General features: G+C 46.2%; 13 protein-coding genes and 1 other annotated feature. Of the genes, 11 read left to right on the forward strand and 2 right to left on the reverse strand.

Annotation, left to right across the window (positions count from 1 at the left end):
- Window positions 1-83 precede the first annotated feature (83 nt).
- Entirely contained in the window at window positions 84-500 is a 417-nt protein-coding gene (locus FC20_RS04290) for a hypothetical protein (RefSeq protein ID WP_008460986.1), read from the reverse strand.
- Between the two features lie 116 nt (window positions 501-616).
- Window positions 617-740, forward strand: a sequence feature (ribosomal protein L10 leader region).
- Window positions 741-772: 32 nt separating this feature from the next.
- Between FC20_RS04290 and rplJ the strand changes: the two genes are divergently transcribed.
- The 10 genes from rplJ to FC20_RS04340 all read left to right on the forward strand — a co-directional run bounded on the left by rplJ (window position 773) and on the right by FC20_RS04340 (window position 13,364).
- A complete protein-coding gene (rplJ, locus tag FC20_RS04295; protein WP_008460988.1) occupies window positions 773-1,282 on the forward strand; it encodes a 50S ribosomal protein L10 in 510 nt (169 codons plus the stop codon).
- 53 nt (window positions 1,283-1,335) lie between these two features.
- Entirely contained in the window at window positions 1,336-1,701 is a 366-nt protein-coding gene (gene rplL, locus FC20_RS04300; protein WP_008460990.1) for a 50S ribosomal protein L7/L12, read from the forward strand.
- Window positions 1,702-2,040: 339 nt separating this feature from the next.
- On the forward strand, window positions 2,041-3,681 hold the full coding sequence (locus FC20_RS04305) for a peptide ABC transporter substrate-binding protein (RefSeq protein ID WP_008460993.1): 1,641 nt from the start codon (window positions 2,041-2,043) through the stop codon (window positions 3,679-3,681).
- A gap of 140 nt (window positions 3,682-3,821) precedes the next feature.
- Window positions 3,822-4,283, forward strand: coding sequence for an RpiB/LacA/LacB family sugar-phosphate isomerase (locus tag FC20_RS04310; protein ID WP_008460996.1), 462 nt, complete (start codon window positions 3,822-3,824; stop codon window positions 4,281-4,283).
- Window positions 4,284-4,355: 72 nt separating this feature from the next.
- Window positions 4,356-6,080 carry a glycosyltransferase gene (locus FC20_RS04315; protein WP_008460997.1) on the forward strand — a complete coding sequence of 575 codons (1,725 nt, stop codon included), beginning with the start codon at window positions 4,356-4,358 and terminating at the stop codon, window positions 6,078-6,080.
- The gene (locus FC20_RS04320) at window positions 6,077-6,970 is read left to right on the forward strand and encodes a glycosyltransferase family 2 protein (RefSeq protein ID WP_008460999.1); all 894 of its coding nucleotides are present in this window, start codon (window positions 6,077-6,079) and stop codon (window positions 6,968-6,970) included. The genes FC20_RS04315 and FC20_RS04320 overlap by 4 nt, the downstream gene beginning before the upstream one ends.
- Before the next feature lie 145 nt (window positions 6,971-7,115).
- Complete coding sequence (locus FC20_RS04325) at window positions 7,116-7,388, forward strand: HU family DNA-binding protein (RefSeq protein WP_008463681.1); 273 nt, start codon at window positions 7,116-7,118, stop codon at window positions 7,386-7,388.
- A gap of 464 nt (window positions 7,389-7,852) precedes the next feature.
- Complete coding sequence (gene carA / locus FC20_RS04330; protein WP_008463683.1) at window positions 7,853-8,938, forward strand: glutamine-hydrolyzing carbamoyl-phosphate synthase small subunit; 1,086 nt, start codon at window positions 7,853-7,855, stop codon at window positions 8,936-8,938.
- The gene (carB, locus tag FC20_RS04335; RefSeq protein WP_056945323.1) at window positions 8,931-12,116 is read left to right on the forward strand and encodes a carbamoyl-phosphate synthase large subunit; all 3,186 of its coding nucleotides are present in this window, start codon (window positions 8,931-8,933) and stop codon (window positions 12,114-12,116) included. Before carA ends, carB begins: the two co-directional genes overlap by 8 nt.
- 132 nt (window positions 12,117-12,248) lie before the next feature.
- Window positions 12,249-13,364, forward strand: a complete 1,116-nt coding sequence (locus tag FC20_RS04340) for a serine hydrolase domain-containing protein (protein WP_039944483.1) — start codon at window positions 12,249-12,251, stop codon at window positions 13,362-13,364.
- A gap of 742 nt (window positions 13,365-14,106) precedes the next feature.
- On the opposite strand, the gene FC20_RS04345 is transcribed toward FC20_RS04340, so the two are convergent.
- Window positions 14,107-15,066, reverse strand: coding sequence for a glycoside hydrolase family 3 N-terminal domain-containing protein (locus FC20_RS04345; RefSeq protein ID WP_008463686.1), 960 nt, complete (start codon window positions 15,064-15,066; stop codon window positions 14,107-14,109).
- Window positions 15,067-15,249: 183 nt separating this feature from the next.
- On the opposite strand from FC20_RS04345, the gene FC20_RS10835 reads away from it, so the two are divergent.
- The coding region (locus FC20_RS10835; RefSeq protein WP_236697631.1) for a glycosyl hydrolase 53 family protein at window positions 15,250-17,928 on the forward strand (2,679 nt) is incomplete at its 3' end.

Below are 17,928 nucleotides of genomic sequence, written 5' to 3' on the forward strand. Positions count from 1 at the left end.
ATTAGCTTAAAAAAACAGCCTGTTTTACAAAAACAAGCTGTAAGCGGTTCATAATTTACTTATTGAGAAAAAAATTTTTTGCCCTATTTTTTCTTAGGCTTTTCGTCTTGGCCAAAACTGGTTTCGTCCCGGCGCTTGACGTGGAGGTTCTTGTCGTTTTCTTGTTCTGGAACGACAAAGGCGCAGAGCAAGAAGAGGATAATCCCGGTCCAGCCGATGGCTGAATTGCCGAGGCGGTAGCCGCAAAAGGCCATCACGACGCTGATTAAGAGGACGGTCCAGGCACTCCAAGAAAGGTATTGCCAGTTCTTAGACAGTTTCTTGTTTTCGCTTTTAACGTCTAAGAAGCCCCGCAAAACGAAGTAGCCGCTGATTAGCAAGAAGAGCAGGTCGATAGCGATGCCGCCAGCGGTGCGGTCTTTAAGCAGGCTGATCACGGCCAAGCTGCCAGAGATGCCGGCTAAAGTAAAGAAGAAGATGTCGATAAGCTTACTTTTCAAATTAATCCCCCTAAATTCGAATTCATAGTTATTATAGAAGATTTTAGCAGATTTTCAGACTTTTTGCGAAATAATGCAAAAAGAGTTTGACAGAACTTGCAGGAGATGCTATAGTAGATAAGGTAAATTTCTAACCTAAGACGTGGGTGGCGCAAGCCTCAATAACCCGCCGAGGCCAGAAGATAATGAAGATTATTAACTCTCCATGTCTTGTTGGCATGGAGTTTTTTAGGCCTTGTAGAATTTTACAAAATTTTATGGAGGTGAAAATTTTGAGCGAAGCTATTATTGCTGCTAAGGCGAAGTTTGTTGAAGCTTTTGCTGAAGAACTTAAGTCAGCTAAGTCTATCGTAGTTATCAACTACCTTGGTTTGACTGTTGACGAAGTTACCGCCTTTCGTGCTGAATTGCGTGAAAGCAACGCCAAGATGAAGGTTGTGAAGAACACTTACCTGCGTCGTGCCGCTGCTATCGCCGGCTTGGATGACTTGGCACCAGTATTCGTTGGCCCAACTGCTGTCATTTACACTGATGACGAAGACAACGTTACTGCTCCTGCCCGCATCGCTGCTGATTACGCTAAGAAGTTCGACGTTGTTGAAATTAAGGGTGGTGCACTTGAAGGTCAAGTTGCTACCAAGGAACAAGTCGAAGAACTTGCTGCAATTCCAAACCGCGAAGGTTTGCTTTCAATGCTGCTTTCTGTATTGCAAGCACCTGTACGGAACTTTGCATACGTTGTTAAGGCTGTTGCTGAATCAAAGGAAGAATCAGCTGAATAGTCTGGTCATTTTAAACTAGAATAATAAATTCTAAATTTTCGGAGGATATTATAATGGCTTTAGATACTGCTAACATTATTGAACAATTGAAGGGTGCTTCAATTCTTGAATTGAACGACCTTGTACACGCTATCGAAGAAGAATTCGGCGTTACTGCTGCTGCTCCTGTAGCTGCTGCTGGTGCCGCTGCTGGTGCTGACGAAGCTAAGTCAAGCTTCGACGTTGAATTGACTTCAGCCGGTACTGAAAAGGTTAAGGTTATCAAGATCGTTAAGGAAGTTACTGGCGCAGGCTTGCTTGAAGCTAAGAAGACTGTTGACGGTGCTCCAGTTGTTCTTAAGGAAGGCTTGTCAGAAGACGAAGCTAACGACCTTAAGGCTAAGCTTGAAGAAGTTGGTGCTACTGTTACCCTTAAATAATTACGGCCTTCGGGCATTAATTATCGGGCAACCAGCCAAAGAAAAACGCGTTTGCGGGATTCCCGCAGGCGCGTTTTTTTGTGTTATTTTATTACCAACAATTATAAAAATGCAATATTCTTCCAAATAATGCTTGCAATCTGCTGAAAAACAGGTAAAATTACAATTAACTTAAAAATATTTGTGAAATACTCATTTAAGCCTAAAAATACCAAACATAAGGACGGTGAACAAAATGAATCAGGAGTTTAATTTCAGGCGACATCAAGCAGATCCCGGTAAATTAGTATTTTTACTGGTTCATTTTGCTTGAGCCAGTTAGTATTTTGAGGTAAAAAAATGAAATTTAACAAGTTGGCTATCAGCAGTTTGGCAATCGCATCCCTTTTTTCCCTGACTGCCTGTTCCAAGTCGTCATCATCATCCAGCAAGGCAGCTTCCGCTGACAAGCAGAAGCTCAACTGGATGGAAGAAGCCGAGCTGTCCACGATCGACGGCTCCAAGATCTTGGACGACACGTCCTTTAACCAGGTCAACCAGGTGATGGAGGGACTCTACACCTTAGGCAACAACGCCAAGGTCAAGAATGCTTTGGCCACCAAGACCACCGTTTCTAAGGACAAGAAGACCTGGACCTTTACCTTGCGCAAGAACGCCAAATGGTCCAACGGGGATGCCGTAACCGCCAAGGACTTCGTCTTCTCCTGGCGGCGGACGGTCAACCCTAAGACGGCGTCTGAATATTCGTATCTTTTTTCCGGTATTAAAAACGCCGACGCCATTGTCGCTGGTAAAAAGAAACCAGCTGCTTTAGGCGTCAAGGCAGTTGGCAAGTACAAGCTGGTCGTTAGCCTGGAGCAGCCAATCCCTTACTTCAAGTTGCTGATGGCATTCCCGCTCTTCTTCCCGCAAAACGAAAGTGCGGTCAAGGAGTACGGCTCTAAATATGGCACGGCTTCTAAGTACATGGTTTATAACGGACCTTTTGTCCACAAGGGCTGGACGGGGTCTAACCTTTCCTGGAAACTGGTTAAGAACCAAAATTACTGGGACAAAAAGCACGTCAAGCTGCAGACCATCAACTACTCAGTGCAAAAGTCGCCTTCGACTTCTTACAACCTCTACCAGGCAAATAAGCTGGACGGGGCTATCTTAGACGCCCAGGCTTCTAAGCAGCTGCAAAAGTCAACTGGCTACACGGTTCGTAAGCTGGCATCAACTCAGTACCTTCAGTTCAACATCAAGAAGTACAAGAAGTTCAATAATGCCGACCTGCGTCGGGGGATCTCCATGGCCATCAACCGTTCTGCCTTGTCCAAGACCCTGGGGGCCACTTATGAAGCGGCGACAACTTTTACCTCAAGCGGCTTAACGACCGTGGGCGGTCAAGACTTCACCAAATTGGCTACGGGCAAGGCGGGGAAGACTTACACCACTTACAACAAGTCTTTGGCTAAAAAGTACTTTGAAAAGGGGCTAAAAGAAGCTGGGATTTCCAAGCTGTCCTTTACGCTCTTGTCAACGGATGACGATACCTCTAAAAAGCTAGCTGAATTCGTTCAAAGTCAGCTAGAAACCAACCTTGGTAGTAAAGTTTCAGTCAAGGTGCAAAGCATTCCGTCGAAGACTAAGCTGAACCGGGTTTTGGCCGGCAACTTTGAATGTACCCTGTCTGGCTGGATTGCCGACTACGCTGACCCAATCTCCTTCCTGGACTGTGAAACAACCGGGAACTCCTACAACTACGGCAAGTGGAGCAACAAGGAATACGACAAGCTGATTGCCGCTTCGAAGAAGGCCAGCGGGACGGCCCGGATGAAGCTTTTGGCCCAAGCCGAAAAGGTTCTGATGGCTGAACAAGGCGTGACGCCACTGGTGCAATCTAACAAGGCCTGGATGGTCAAGGGCAAGGTTAAGGGAATCATCTACAACAGTGCCGGGGTTTGCTACAACTTCAAGTATGCCTACATTGCTAAGTAAGAATCGATTAAAAAGGATGCCAGTTGGCATCCTTTTTACTTGTCACTAATTGTAATTGCCTTGATCAAATCGTAAAATTAAAATAGGAAAAGTATTTATAGCAATAGACTAGACTTTTTATCAAAGAAAGAAGCATAATTATGAAGATTGCAATGGCCAATGACCACGCCGGCACCCGGATGAAGAACGAAATTAAGAAGTACTTGGAAAGCGAAGGCTACGAAGTCGTTGACTTCGGCACGGACACGGAAGAGTCCTGTGACCTGTCTGACTTTGTCTACCCAGCCTCTTTGGCAGTAGCCAAGGGCGAATGCGACCGCGGCATCTTTGTTGATGGGGTGGGCTACGGCAGCGCCTTGATCGCCAACAAGATTAACGGCATCTACGCCGCTGTGTGCCAGGATCCTTTCTGCGCAAAGCTGGCTCGCCAGCACACGGATTCAAACGTGCTCTGCATCGGCGCCAAGATTATCGGTGATATGATGGCCGAAGAAATCGTGAAGACTTGGCTTCATACCGATCCTTTGACTGAAGAGAAATACGTTCGCCGGGTTAACAAGGTTAAGGCAATTAACGACAAGCATTGCGTCCCAGTTAAGTAATTGAAGCTGCCTTTCGGGGCGGCTTTTTGATCAAAAAATGGTTTAGGAATGTTAGAAAATTGGGAGATTTAGATGGTGAAGATTCATATCAGCAATATTCATAACGCAGCTCTGTCAGATCGTGTAAAACTGCAGCATAAGTTAGCCGAAGCTGGGCATGCCCTGGGGATGTATGAACTGGGTATTTTTTCTTATCCGGTAGATAGTGATACCCCAGAACAATTGAGTACGCGGCTCGACGGTTTGGTGTCATCGCTTGAACACGGTGACCGAGTAATTCTGCAACTGCCAACCGGTAATGGTAGAGAGTTTGAAGAGAAATTGGCTTGGCGGATTCAGACTTATACAGGACATTATCCTTTCTTTTTAGTAAGTACTGAAATAGGTAAGGATTATTTGTCTATGCTTCATAATAGTGAACGAGTTTTGGCCGTAAAACGTTGGCTTTATGAAGATCTAAAAGAGGTAATGGGGCGTGATGCGAGTGAAAAGTTGTTTTTCCATTATGCTGATGAAACTACTAGTGAACTTGATGATCGAGCATGTTTGACTGGCTTCCTAGATGAATTAGGAGATCTAAAAGAAAATAAAGATGCGATCCAGGTTTGCTTTGCTTTGCATGATAATGATGGCACATATTCTAGTAGAGTGGCTGTTGCAATGTTATCAGTTATGCGTAAAACTAAGAGTCCTGTTTGCTTCCATATTTTGCTGGATGAGTCTGTGGATGAGGTCAACCGGAGAAGGCTAAAGAGAGTAGCTAGGAGCAATGGTGCTGAGGTTGAGTTCCACTTGTTGCCTTTAAATTTTGGAAAAGAATATATTTCAAATTATTATTTGAAACTGTTCTCTACTGCAGGACTTTTTAGAATGCTTCTGCCAGACTTATTACTTGAGGTAAAACAAGTTATTTATCTAGATGCAGATATAATGGTTAATTGTGATCTGGTAGAATTATGGAATCAGCATTTATATGGCAAGTCTATAGGGGCTGTTGTTGATAGTGGGATTAAGAAGGGAAGATATACATCTAAGATAATAGGTAGAGGGCTAGTTGAAAAAGACAAGTATTTTAATTCTGGTGTTTTATTAATGAATCTAAACAGAATTAGAGAAAAAGGTAATCTCTGGGAAAAATTTTTATCTTTTATAGAGAAAAATTCTAATGCTTGGCTTATAGATCAAGATGCTTTGAATTGTATCTTTAAAGATGATATTTATTTCTTGAATTCAAAATGGAATACATTGATAATTGATGAACGTGCTGATAATCCTAAACTACAACCTGCGATTTATCATTTTGCAGGGGATAAAAGAATCTATTATTATAATTTCACTGATATAGATCGTGTATACCTAGACTTACGAGAAGAAGTACCTTTTGAAAGAAATATTATTGATAATGTTTTTTTACAGTTGTTGAACTCAAATCTTTTTAAAATTGATGAATTACAGAAATTGATTGGAAAGCTAAGCGAGCGACCTCAAAAAATAATTTTCTATGGTGAGGATCGGTCATCACTGAGGACAATGACGAGGATAATAGGGGCAGAAAATATTGCGTATTTTATTGATGGGAGTTCAAGTAATTCCAATAAAAAACGTTATGATCGACCTGTAAAACCTTTTTCAGAATTAAAAGAGGAAGAAAAGGGAACTTTCGTGGTGATTGTTCTGCCAGATGCTGATCAGAATCGTGCAATTGAAAAAGTCGAAAAAATTAATTTGAAGCGTGATATTGATTACTTTGTTGCGCCAACTATGACTACTAAACCACAAGGTGGTTATGAGGTATGAGAAAGAGTATGGGAGAAAAAATATCAGTAATTGTTCCAGTTTATAACCAAGAAGTTCATCTTAAGCAATGCATTGAAAGTATTCTGAATCAAACATACCAGAATTTAGAATTGATTCTAGTGAATGACGGCTCAACAGACGGTACAGTTCAAATTCTTGAGAATTATCGGCAAAGTGATAGTCGCGTAAGAGTACTCAATAAGGTAAATGGTGACTTAGGAAGTAGTCGCAATGCAGGGTTATCAATGGCGACTGGAGATTATATTGTCTTTGTTGATAGTGATGATTGGATAGATAAACAACAGTTGGAAATTCTGCATCAAAAAATGAATGAATATGATGCGCAGGTGGCTATTGCTAATTTTATGAAATTTAGGCAAGAAGATAGCACTTTTTTAATTCACATAAAAGATAACGACTATTTTGAAAAATTGTACTCTAGAGATGAATGGCTTCAAAAGGGCTATGCTAGCGAATACAACTTAACGTACTGCTTCACCGTAGCTTGGGGTAAGATGTATAGGCGTGAATTGCTTAATAATATTTTTTATCCTGAAGATAAACCAGATGAAGATGATCCAACTACTTGGAAGATATATCTTAATGCTGAAAAGATTATTTATATAAATAAAGCACTTTATTACTGGCGTCAGACTAATTCTAGTAAGAGCAAAGAAATGAATGTTGAGGATTTGTTGTCTGTTGAGGCAGTAGAAGAAAGAATCGCCCTAAAGGCAGCCCTTGGTCTTGATTATAGTCACGAACTATCCGCATATAAGTGGCGCTTGCAGCTTACACGTGATAATGCTTTGAAAGCCGGATCCACTGGCATCTATCGTTATCGAAATGCAGTGTTAAAACTGAAACTTCTGGAAAAATACGGTCGTTAAGCCTTGTGCTGCTTCTTCATTTGAAAAAGCTTTCAATATTTTTGCCCAGAAGGGCTGTTGCTTTGCCGAACTTTTGTTATAATTAGCGTATGACATGCTTCGCAGAGTTCGAAGCCTTTTATCGATAGAAAGATGAGGAAACAAGATGAACAAGACTGAACTTGTATCAGCTGTAAGTGAAAAGACCGAATTTAGCAAGAAGGAATCCGCACAAATCGTTGACGCCCTTTTTGCAGCTATTGAAGAAAAGCTGGCTGAAGGCGAAAAGGTTCAATTGATTGGCTTTGGTACCTTTGAAGTTCGTGACCGCGCTGCTCGCAAGGGCCGCAACCCACAAACTGGTGCAGAAATCGAAATTCCTGCAAGCAAGGTTCCAGCTTTCAAGCCAGGCAAGGCTTTGAAGGACGCTGTTAAGTAATTCAAATTTAGTAAATTAAGTAAAGAGGCTTCAGAATTCTGAAGCCTTTTTCTTTTGCTCAAATTTCAACTTGTAAAAGCAATTTCGTTGTCAAAGTTATTAGTTAATTTTTTTGAAAGAAGTCAAAGAATACCCAATAAAAGGCGAGTGTATACAAAATACTCGCCTTTTTTCTGCATATATCCTTGACTTGAATCAGGAAAATCTATATAGTTAAGAAAACAGAAGAAGAGCCTTTAAAGTTAGTCCCGTGAGGCTAAGAAGGTTTAGCAATTTGCAAACGAGATAGCAGTAATTATTTATTTTTGTTCGGAATATGTGGCTAATGTCGTATTAGATCCTTTTTTCCTTCATAACTTGAAGTCTGTCTCCTTGCCCAAGCAAAGACCATCTTAGCAGCGGACCTGCTAAAGATGGTCTTTTTTGCTGGAGATAAGTTGATTAAGAGACAGCGAGGTTAATTAATGAAACGGTATTTAGTTCTGGAAGACGGCACGGTCTTTGAGGGGACCGCTTTTGGAGCAAAGGCAGAAAAGTTTGGTGAAGTCGTCTTTACGACTGGGATGACCGGCTACCAAGAAGCCATCACCGACCAGTCATACGCCAAGCAAATCCTGGTGTTTACCAACCCCTTGATCGGCAACTACGGGGTAAACGTGGAAGACAACGAATCCATCGATCCCCAAATCAGCGGGGTGGTCTGCCAGGAACTAGCCAGAGTGCCTTCTAACTGGCGGATGGGTGACAGTCTGGACCACTTTTTAGCGGAGAAAGGCATCCCAGGAATTGCCGGCGTTGATACCCGGAAATTGACCAAGATTTTGAGAAACGAAGGTTCCTTAAAAGGCTGCCTGGTTAGCGAACTAGATAAGGAAGCTGACCTAGCTGCCATTGCGGATCATGACTACAGCGGCTTTTTAGCTCCGGCCGTTTCCACCACCAAGCCTTACCCAAACCCGGGCACCAAGCGCAATGTGGTTTTGATTGACTACGGGGTGAAGCACTCTATTCTACGCGAGCTCTCAGCCCGCGGCTGCAACACGGTCGTCTTGCCATATACAGCTACGGCAGAAGACGTTTTGAGCCTGCACCCAGACGGGGTCATGCTGTCAAACGGACCGGGCGACCCAGAAACCATGACCGAAGCGGCCAAGATGGTGGCTGAAGTGGAAAAGCACGTGCCGATTTTTGGCATTTGCATGGGCCACCAAATTTTAGCCCGGGCCAACGGTGCCAAGACCTTCAAAATGAAGTTTGGCCACCGGGGCTTCAACCACCCAGTCAAGGACCTGGAAACTGGCGAAATCGCCTTTACTTCGCAAAACCACGGCTATGCGATCGATCCAGCCTCCCTTGACCCAGAAAAAATCACCGTCACTCACCAAGAAATCAACGACGGCGTAATCGAAGGGATCCAGCTGAAAAAGTACCCAGCCTTTTCAGTTCAATTCCACCCAGATGCAGCGCCAGGGCCTTTAGACGCCGTAAGTCTTTTTGACAAGTTCATGAAACTGATTGATGAAGGGAAGGAAAAGAAGCAAAATGCCTAAGAGAAGCGATATCCACAAGATCATGGTGATTGGGTCTGGCCCCATTATTATCGGCCAAGCTGCCGAATTTGACTATTCTGGCACCCAGGCCTGCCTGGCCTTAAGAGAAGAAGGCTACGAAGTCGTTTTGGTCAACTCTAACCCCGCCACGATCATGACTGATACGGAAATTGCCGACAAGGTTTACATTGAGCCTTTGACGGTCGGATCACTGTCTCGGATCATCCGCCAAGAATACCCAGATGCCATCTTGCCAACCTTGGGCGGGCAGACCGGCTTAAACATGGCCATTGCCCTCCACAAGTCAGGGCTGCTTGACGAACTCGGCATTGAACTGCTCGGCACCAAGCTGGACGCTATCGATCAGGCTGAAGACCGGGAGCGCTTCAAGCAGCTGATGGAAGACTTGGGTGAACCCGTTCCGCCATCAAAAACCGTCCACACGGTAGAAGAAGCAGTGGACTTTGCTAAGGAAATTGGCTACCCGCTGATCGTCCGCCCAGCCTTTACCATGGGCGGCACTGGCGGCGGGATGTGCGACAATGAAGACGAACTCCGGGCCATTACCGCTAACGGCCTGGACCTAAGTCCGGCAACTGAATGCTTGATTGAAAAATCCATTGCCGGCTTCAAGGAAATTGAATATGAAGTCATGCGGGACTCTAAAGACAATGCCATGGTGGTCTGCTCCATGGAAAACTTTGACCCTGTCGGCATCCACACCGGGGATTCCATTGTCTTTTCCCCAACCCAAACCTTGAGTGACCGGGAATACCAGATGCTCCGCAACTGCGCCTTGAAGTTAATCCGGGCCCTCAAGATTGAGGGGGGATGCAACGTCCAGCTAGCTCTTGACCCTGGCAGCTATCAGTACTACGTGATCGAAGTCAACCCTCGGGTGTCTCGCTCATCTGCCTTGGCTTCTAAGGCTACGGGCTACCCAATTGCCAAGCTGGCTGCCAAGATCGCGGTTGGTTTAACCTTGGACGAGATCAAGAATCCTGTTACCAAAAAGACTTTTGCCGAATTTGAGCCAGCTCTTGACTATGTGGTCGCTAAGGTTCCGCGTTGGCCTTTTGACAAGTTCGTCAAGGCTGACCGCCGCCTAGGCACCCAGATGAAGGCGACCGGGGAAGTCATGGCTTTAGGGAGAAATGCTGAAGAAGCCCTGCAAAAGGCCGTCAGTTCTCTAGAAATCGATGAAAAGGACCTTTGCTTCACCAATTTAGGTGATAAGTCTCAAGGAGTACTGGAACAAAAATTGGCTGTTGCTGAAGACGACCGACTTTTTTACATCGCGGAAGCCTTTAGACGGGGTTACAGCTTGGAAGCCGTTCACGACTTGACCAAGATCAACCTCTACTTCTTGGACATCGTCAAGCACATTGTGGAATTAGAAGACGAAATCAAGGCTCAGCCGCAGGATTTGGACGTCTTAAAGGCCGCCAAGTACTATGGCTATGCCGACCAAACCATTGCCAAGCTCTGGGGCGCAAGCGAAGACGAGGTCCGCAACTTGCGCAGGGCAAACGGACTAGTGCCAGTTTATAAGATGGTCGACACCTGCGCCGGCGAATTTGCCTCAAGCACGCCATACTTTTACTCCACTTACGGCCTAGAAAACGAAAGCGTCAAGAGCGGCAAGCCTTCCGTGATCGTGCTGGGCTCTGGTCCAATCAGAATTGGGCAAGGGGTGGAATTTGACTACGCGACCGTGCACTCAGTCAAGGCCCTGCAAAAGCTGGGCTATGAAGCCGTTGTCATCAATTCTAACCCCGAAACGGTCTCAACCGACTTCTCCATTTCCAACAAGCTCTACTTTGAGCCGGTTACTTTAGAAAAAGTTTTGGACGTAATCGACCTGGAGCAGCCAATTGGGGTTATCGTCCAGTTCGGCGGCCAAACCGCTATCAACCTGGCTAAGGGCCTAGAAGACCACGGCGTCAAGGTTCTAGGGACCACGGTTAAAGACATTGACCGGGCCGAAGACCGGGAGCTTTTTGACGAGATTATTAAAAAGCTAAAGCTTAAGCAGCCAATTGGCAAGACCGCTGAAACGCCAGAAGCCGTGATCGAATACGCCAAGGAACTGGGCTACCCAGTCTTGGTTCGTCCATCCTACGTCTTGGGCGGCCGGGCCATGGAAATCGTCTATAACGAAGCTGAACTCCGCAGCTACCTGAAGGACAATCCGCCTGCAAGCAACGGGCACCCAATCCTGGTTGACACCTACCTGGAAGGCCTGGAAGGTGAAGTCGACGCCATCTGCGACGGCCAGCAAGTCCTCATGCCAGGGATCATGCAGCACATTGAGCGCGCCGGCGTCCACTCTGGGGACTCCATGGCGGTCTACCCTCCGCAAAACTTCCCCGAAGAAGTGAAAAAGCAGATTGTGGATGTGACCGAAAAACTGGCACTTGCCCTTAACTGCGTGGGCATCATGAACGTGCAGTTTATCGTACGCGGCGGGGAAGTCTACATTATTGAAGTCAACCCGCGGGCGTCCCGGACGGTGCCATTTTTGAGCAAGGTAACCGGGATTGAAATGGCCCAAGCCGCAACTCGCTGCATCATGGGCCAGAGCCTGAAAGAGCAAGGCTACACGGAAACGCTGCAGCCAGAAAGCGAGATTATCCACGTGAAGGCGCCAGTCTTCTCCTTCAGTAAATTGGCTAACGTCGACAGCCTCTTGGGGCCAGAAATGAAGTCCACCGGGGAAGTCATGGGGAGCGACCACACCTTCTCCAAGGCCCTCTACAAGGCCTTTGAAGGGACTGGCATCCGCTTGCCAAACAACGGGTCAGTCCTGTTGACGATCGAAGACAAGGATAAGGAAAAAATCCTGCCACTGGCTGACCGCTTTGCCAAGATCGGCTACCGCCTCTTTGCGACGGCCGGGACGGCTGAATTCCTCCGGGAGCAAGGCCTGCACGTCACGCAAGTGGCTAAGATTGGGGAAATAGCTTCAAAGGACCTGCCAATCTTAGACGTCATCAAGAACGGGCAAGTGGACGTGACCATCAACACCATGGGCCATGACCTGACGGCCAGTTCCGACGGCTTCGTGATCCGGGAAACGGCCATCATGCACAATGTGCCAGTCTTGACTTCTCTTGATACGGTTGCAGCTCTTTTGACGAGTCTGGAAAACCGGTCATTTGCTACGGAAGCCTTATAGTATAAAGATTTTGGTCCATATAGGATAAACAATAAAAATCGTCTCTAATTCGCTATTTAGAGGCGATTTTGCTTGTTTTTTTTCCTGATCGGTCTATAATGTCATTATATTTTAAGGAAGCGAGATGAAACGTTGGCTAAATTAGGGAAGAAGATATTGGTGCTGCTGGCTCTGGTGATTTTGTGCCTGGGGATGCTGCCAGCCCACCAGGTCGGCAAGGACCAGGCCAAGGCCGCGGACATGCAGGCTTTTGTCAAAAAGCTGATGAAGAAGAAGCACATCGCTGGCTCCATCGCCGTGGTTCATAACGCCACCGTGCAAGTTGTCTCATATGGCCGGGCCAAAAAGGGCTTGAAAAACGGCGCTAAGAACGTGGTCTACCCAGTAGCGTCCTTGCAAAAGCAGGTGACGGCTGCCATGGTCATGCAGCTCATGGCCGAAAAGCAGGGGTCAAGCAAGTTTTTTAGCCAAGACACCAAGATTTCTCGCTGGTACCCTGGCTTAAGAGGGGCAAGCAAGATCACGGTAGGCAACTTATTGACCCACACCTCCGGCTTGCAGATTCCAGAAATTGAAGTTGACCGCGGGGTTACATATTCTGAAGCTGGCTCCGTGAACTGGGTCGTTAACCGCCTGAACCAGGCAAGCCAAGATGCAGTTGGGACTTACCACTACAGCGACGTCAACTATATCTTGCTGGCCGGCATTATTCGAAAAGTAACGGGCAAGTCATATGCTACTAATTTTAAAAAGCGGATCGTGAACCGGCTGGGCCTGCGTCACACCTTTTTAATAGGAAAGGTGCCGGCCAAGTACCAAGTAGCGGCTTCTTATGACTACCAAAACGGCAAGAACTACCAAAATCGGCGTTACCTGTCAAAGACCCGCTTGTCGCAGTTGATTGGGGCGGCCCAGCTGATAACGACGCCAAGCGACTATTACGAGTTCGTGTCAGCCCTTGGGACCGGACAGCTGCTAGCGCCGTCAACCTACCGTTTGATGACTCATTTAAAGAGCAAGAAGACGCGGTATTGCAGTGGCTTTTACATCAAGAAGGGCGGCAAGGTTAAGCTGGCTTACGGGGCCTTGGGCGGCGCCCACTATGCTGGCTACTACCAGTTGACCAGCGACAACCAAAATGGGATCGTGATGATGATCAACCAGCGTAGTTGCGGCGAAAACAAGCTGAAGGGCATCGGCTACCAAATCTTGCAAAAATTAGAGTTGAATACTTTTTCTCAGACGTAAAAAGGAAGACCTTAGGGTCTTCCTTTTTTGCATAGTGGTTCAATGGCTTTTTGCTCAAAAAATAGGTCAACTACGGTTGGGTGTGCTCAAAACCTTACTCAAGTATGGTTGGGTGTGCTCAAAACCTTACTCAAGTATGGTTGGGTGTGCTCAAAACCTTACTCAAGTGCGGCAAAAGCTGCTCAAAAACTTACTCAAGTATGGCAAAAGCTGCTCAAAACCTTACTCAAGTATGGAAAATACTGCTCAAAACCTTACTCAACTGTGGTAAATGCTGCTCAAAACCTTACTCAACTATGGTAAAAGCTGCTCAAAATCTTACTCAATTGGCCCTTGATCGCTTTTGGTTGAGTAAGTTTTGGGCCGTCACTTTGCTTACTTGAGTATGTTTTTGTGCACATTTTTTCTAAAAAACACCGTGGTTGAGTAAGTTTTGGGTCGTCACCTTGCTTACTTGAGTATGTTTTTGTGAAGCTATTTCTAAAAAAGCACCTTAGTTGAGTCAACTTTGGGCCACTACTTTGCTTACTTGAGTATGTTTTTGTGCACATTTTTTCTAAAAAATACCTTAGTTGAGTAAGGTTTGGGCCACCCTCTTGCTTACTTGAGTATGTTTTTGTGAAGCTATTTCTAAAAAAGCACCTTAGTTGAGTCAACTTTGGGCCACCATCTTGCTTACTTGAGTATGTTTTTGTGCAGATTTTTTCCAAAAACACCTTAGTTGAGTCAGTTATTGTGCAATTTACCGATAAACAAATTCCCTTAAAGCCTGAAGCCGGTCAAGAGAAGCGTCAATCTGCCCTTCGCTAACCAATCTATTTTCCATAGCCTGGACCAGGCGTGGCAGGGTGGCCAAGTCGCCGCCTAGCAGGAGGTCGTTGCCAGCTTCTAAAGCCAACAGTTCAGCCGGTTCATTTTCACTGCCGGCCAGCTTGGCAGCCGCCATGGCTAAGTCGTCGGTTAAAATGACGCCGTTATAGCCAAGATCTTGCCGCAAGTACTTGTGCACCTTTTTAGACAAAGAAGCAGGCTGGTCGTCAAAAATGGTCACGGCCAGGTGGGCCACCATGATGGAGGGGACGCCGGCAGCGATCGCCGCCTTAAAGGGGAGCAGGTCGTTTTCCGCTTCGGCACGGGTTCGGTCATCTCTCGCAAAAGCCGTGTGGGTATCGCCAGCATCTCCGTAGCCAGGGAAGTGCTTGGCGGTAGAGATCAGGCCCAGGTCTTGGTAAAGCTTGATGAAGGAAGTAGTGGCCTTGCTAGTTTTTTCCAGGCCGCTCTGAAAGGTCCGTCCGTAAATGAAGCTGGACCGATTTTGGGCAAAGTCGGCGACTGGTGCAAAGTTCCAGTTGAAGCCTAGGTCCTTTAATTCTAGCGCGGTTTCTTTACTCTTTTGCAAAAAAGCATCCAGTCCTTGCCTTAAAAGTTGGCCTTGGCTCGGATAAAAGTTAGATGAGAGGGCCGACAAGCGGCTGACCAGTCCGCCTTCTTGGTCGATGCCAATCAACAGCTTGGGGCGGGCTTGCTTGTATACCGCCAGTTCTTGCTTGACTTGTGTTCGGCTTTTTCCTTCCAAGTCTTTGGCAAAAAGGATGATGCCGCTAGGCTGGTATTTTTGCAAGATTTGCAGATTTTTTTGAAAGTCGCCAAGGCTATCGATGAAAAATAGCTGACTGAGTTTGGATGATAATGAATGATTCATATATTTTATTAACATTTTGCTTATCGAAATGATCTTTTTCTAAAAATTACCAAACGTTAGTAAGAGCAACTATAAGTAACAAGACAATTTTGTTACAAGTTTAAAAGTATTTAAACAAAGTTCTTGAAAACGGTATAATACATTATGATACAAGTTCATTGTGAAAAAGGTTGGAAAAGCAAAATGAAGAAAAAAATCAGACACTTCAAGACTAACAAGAAATTAGTTGCCGCTGAATTGGCATTGCTGGCAACGGGGCTGGCTTATAACCCGGCTACGGTTAAGGCTGACACGATTGCTAATGACCAAGCAGCCAAGACTGCGACGGCTACCCAAGCTGCTACGGCAGCAACCACTACTGCTGACCAGACTGCAGCTAATGACCAAGCAGCGGCAGATACGACTAAAACTGCTGATGTTGCTAAGTCCGTTGCTACGGCCGCAACCGTAGCAAGCGACAGCACTAAGGCGGCAACTACTGACAGCACTAAGGCTGCTCAAGCCGCAGCTCCAGCAGCTAAGTCAACTGTTGCCAAGACTGCCACTGCAACTAAGGCAGTGACAGCTACTAAGGAAACGATGACCACTGTTGCAACCAACAAGAATACTTTTAAGACTACTAATGGCACCACCCAATACTACGATGCCAATGGCAAGGTCGTGAAGGCTCAAGTTTTCAAGGTTAACGACAAAGAGTACTACGCTGACAAGAACGGCAAGATTGCTAAAAATACCACTAAAAAGGTTAACGGCATTACTGTTTCCTTTAATGCTGACGGCTCAGTTAAGAACAACCTGGACTTTAGCCAGCTTTTAAGAGACCAAGTTGAATTTGCGACTGCCATTAAGCTGAAGCAAAACGTCAAGTACGACTGGACCGAAAAGAAGAACGATTACCAAGAATCAGCTGTTCACGAAATGGCGCAACTTTTGGCGCAAGGCGATGTCAAAAATGACAACAGCATTATTTCTTCATTGATGGAAAAGAACTCTTCAATGTCCGGTCAAGTCTTGGCAGCCTTGACTTTGAACGTTGGTCAAAACGGCTACAATGCTAACCAAATTGCTAGTGCCTTGGTTGCCAAGCTGGGTACGACTGCCGCTACTGGCAGCGTAATCGGTGCCGGCTACTACAACGGTACTGCTGCCGCGCTTTTATATAAGGTTGAATCTGTTAAAAAGGCTGAACAAGCTGCTTCGAAGATTTCAACCAGCGTAAAGACTGTCTACAGTGATGCTGGCAAGGTCAAGAACCCAGTCACTAACAAGATGAGTGCTGCTGACGAAAAGCAAGTAACTGATGGCGTTTCTAGCTCCCTTTTGACCGGGGACAAGGGCACGGCGATCAATGAACAAGTTTTAAAGACAATTTTTGCCGGATTAGCAGGCGATACAACTGCCCTTGAAGGCCAAGCCAGCTACTATGACGATAACGGCAAGGTTTACCACTACCAATTCTGGCTTGATGGCAAAGACAGCGCTGAAAAATTGGCCAACTTCTTGAAGGCTAACGCCGGCGCTAAGTACGGCGATGCCATCAAGGCTATTTACACGGCAACTTTGGTGGCTGGCGCTAACGACAAGACTGCGGCAACTGACGAAACGCCAACCAGCAAGAAGACTAGTGATGAAATCACTGTTGCCTTCCAAACTGGCGATGAAACTGGCTTGAAGTACGAAAGCGTCAAGGTGGAAAAGATTGCGGGCATGACCAAGGACATGATCCGCGGGGTCGACATTTCAACCTACCAATCCTTGATCAACGCTGGCGTTAAGTTCTACGACTTTGAAGGCAAGGAAGCCAGCCTGATCAAGGTGTTGTCTGATGCAGGCGTCAACTGGATCCGGCTGAGAATCTGGAATGACCCATATAACGCTGATGGCTTAGGCTACGGCGGCGGTAACACCGACGAAGAAAGCGTCATTAAGATGGCTGCTGAAGCCAAGAAGTACGGTATGAAGGTTCTTTTGGACTTCCACTACTCCGACTTTTGGGCTGACCCAGCCAAGCAGGTTTTACCAAAGGCTTGGAAGAGTCTGTCAGTTAATGCTTTGAATAAATCGATCCAGCTTTATACTGAAAAAGTCTTGCATGACTTAAGAGATGCCGGCGCTAGCGCGGACATGGTCCAAGTCGGCAACGAAATCACTAACGGGGCCTTTGGTCTGTATACTGACCGGGACCACGGCGGCAACTGGGAAGACCTGTGGAAGAGCGCCAAGGGTACTCAGGTTGCCCAATACCTGAAGACGGCCGCTAAGGCAGTAAGAAACGCTGCTCCGCAAGCTAAGATTGCCTTGCAGCTGGAAACGCCAAACATCGACAAGTACCGGACGATCATGACGGTCTTCAAGAACAACGGCATTGACTATGACTATCTTGGGACTTCTTACTACCCATTCTGGTCAACTGGCAACAGCAACGGGACATACAAGGGCCAAGATCTGGGCCAGGGTGCCAACACTCCTAAGAACCTTTTAGCAGTTGAACAAATGGCTAAGGAAGAATTCGGCAAGTCTACGGTTGTTTTGGAAACCGGCTGGTTCAACAACCTGAACGACTCAGACGGTACTGGCGACTCAGTCGGCACCATGCCAGACATGCCAAGCGGCGTTTCCTACACGGCTGACCCACAAGGGCAAGTCAACGAAATGAGCGACATGTACAAGGCCATTATTGCTGGTGGCGGCGTAGGCTCCTTCTACTGGGAACCAGCCCAAATCGCGGTTAAGGCTGGTTGGGACAACTGGTCTTACAACAAGGAAATGTCAAACGTCTACGGTACTGGCTGGGCATCTAAGTACGCTATCGGTTACGCTCCAGACAATGTAATGTACTGGAACGGCAAGGAAACTTGGGGC

It is taken from the genome of Lactobacillus equicursoris DSM 19284 = JCM 14600 = CIP 110162, from assembly GCF_001434815.1.
Lineage (GTDB): Bacteria > Bacillota > Bacilli > Lactobacillales > Lactobacillaceae > Lactobacillus > Lactobacillus equicursoris.

Excerpts from the sequence above, each read along its gene's own strand:
- rplL (WP_008460990.1), top strand. The coding sequence starts at position 1,336 with ATGGCTTTAGATACTGCTAACATTATTGAACAATTGAAGGGTGCTTCA.
- FC20_RS04305 (WP_008460993.1), top strand. The coding sequence starts at position 2,041 with ATGAAATTTAACAAGTTGGCTATCAGCAGTTTGGCAATCGCATCCCTT.
- FC20_RS04310 (WP_008460996.1), top strand. The coding sequence starts at position 3,822 with ATGAAGATTGCAATGGCCAATGACCACGCCGGCACCCGGATGAAGAAC.
- FC20_RS04315 (WP_008460997.1), top strand. The coding sequence starts at position 4,356 with ATGGTGAAGATTCATATCAGCAATATTCATAACGCAGCTCTGTCAGAT.
- FC20_RS04320 (WP_008460999.1), top strand. The coding sequence starts at position 6,077 with ATGAGAAAGAGTATGGGAGAAAAAATATCAGTAATTGTTCCAGTTTAT.
- FC20_RS04325 (WP_008463681.1), top strand. The coding sequence starts at position 7,116 with ATGAACAAGACTGAACTTGTATCAGCTGTAAGTGAAAAGACCGAATTT.
- carA (WP_008463683.1), top strand. The coding sequence starts at position 7,853 with ATGAAACGGTATTTAGTTCTGGAAGACGGCACGGTCTTTGAGGGGACC.
- carB (WP_056945323.1), top strand. The coding sequence starts at position 8,931 with ATGCCTAAGAGAAGCGATATCCACAAGATCATGGTGATTGGGTCTGGC.
- FC20_RS04345 (WP_008463686.1), bottom strand. The coding sequence starts at position 15,066 with ATGAATCATTCATTATCATCCAAACTCAGTCAGCTATTTTTCATCGAT.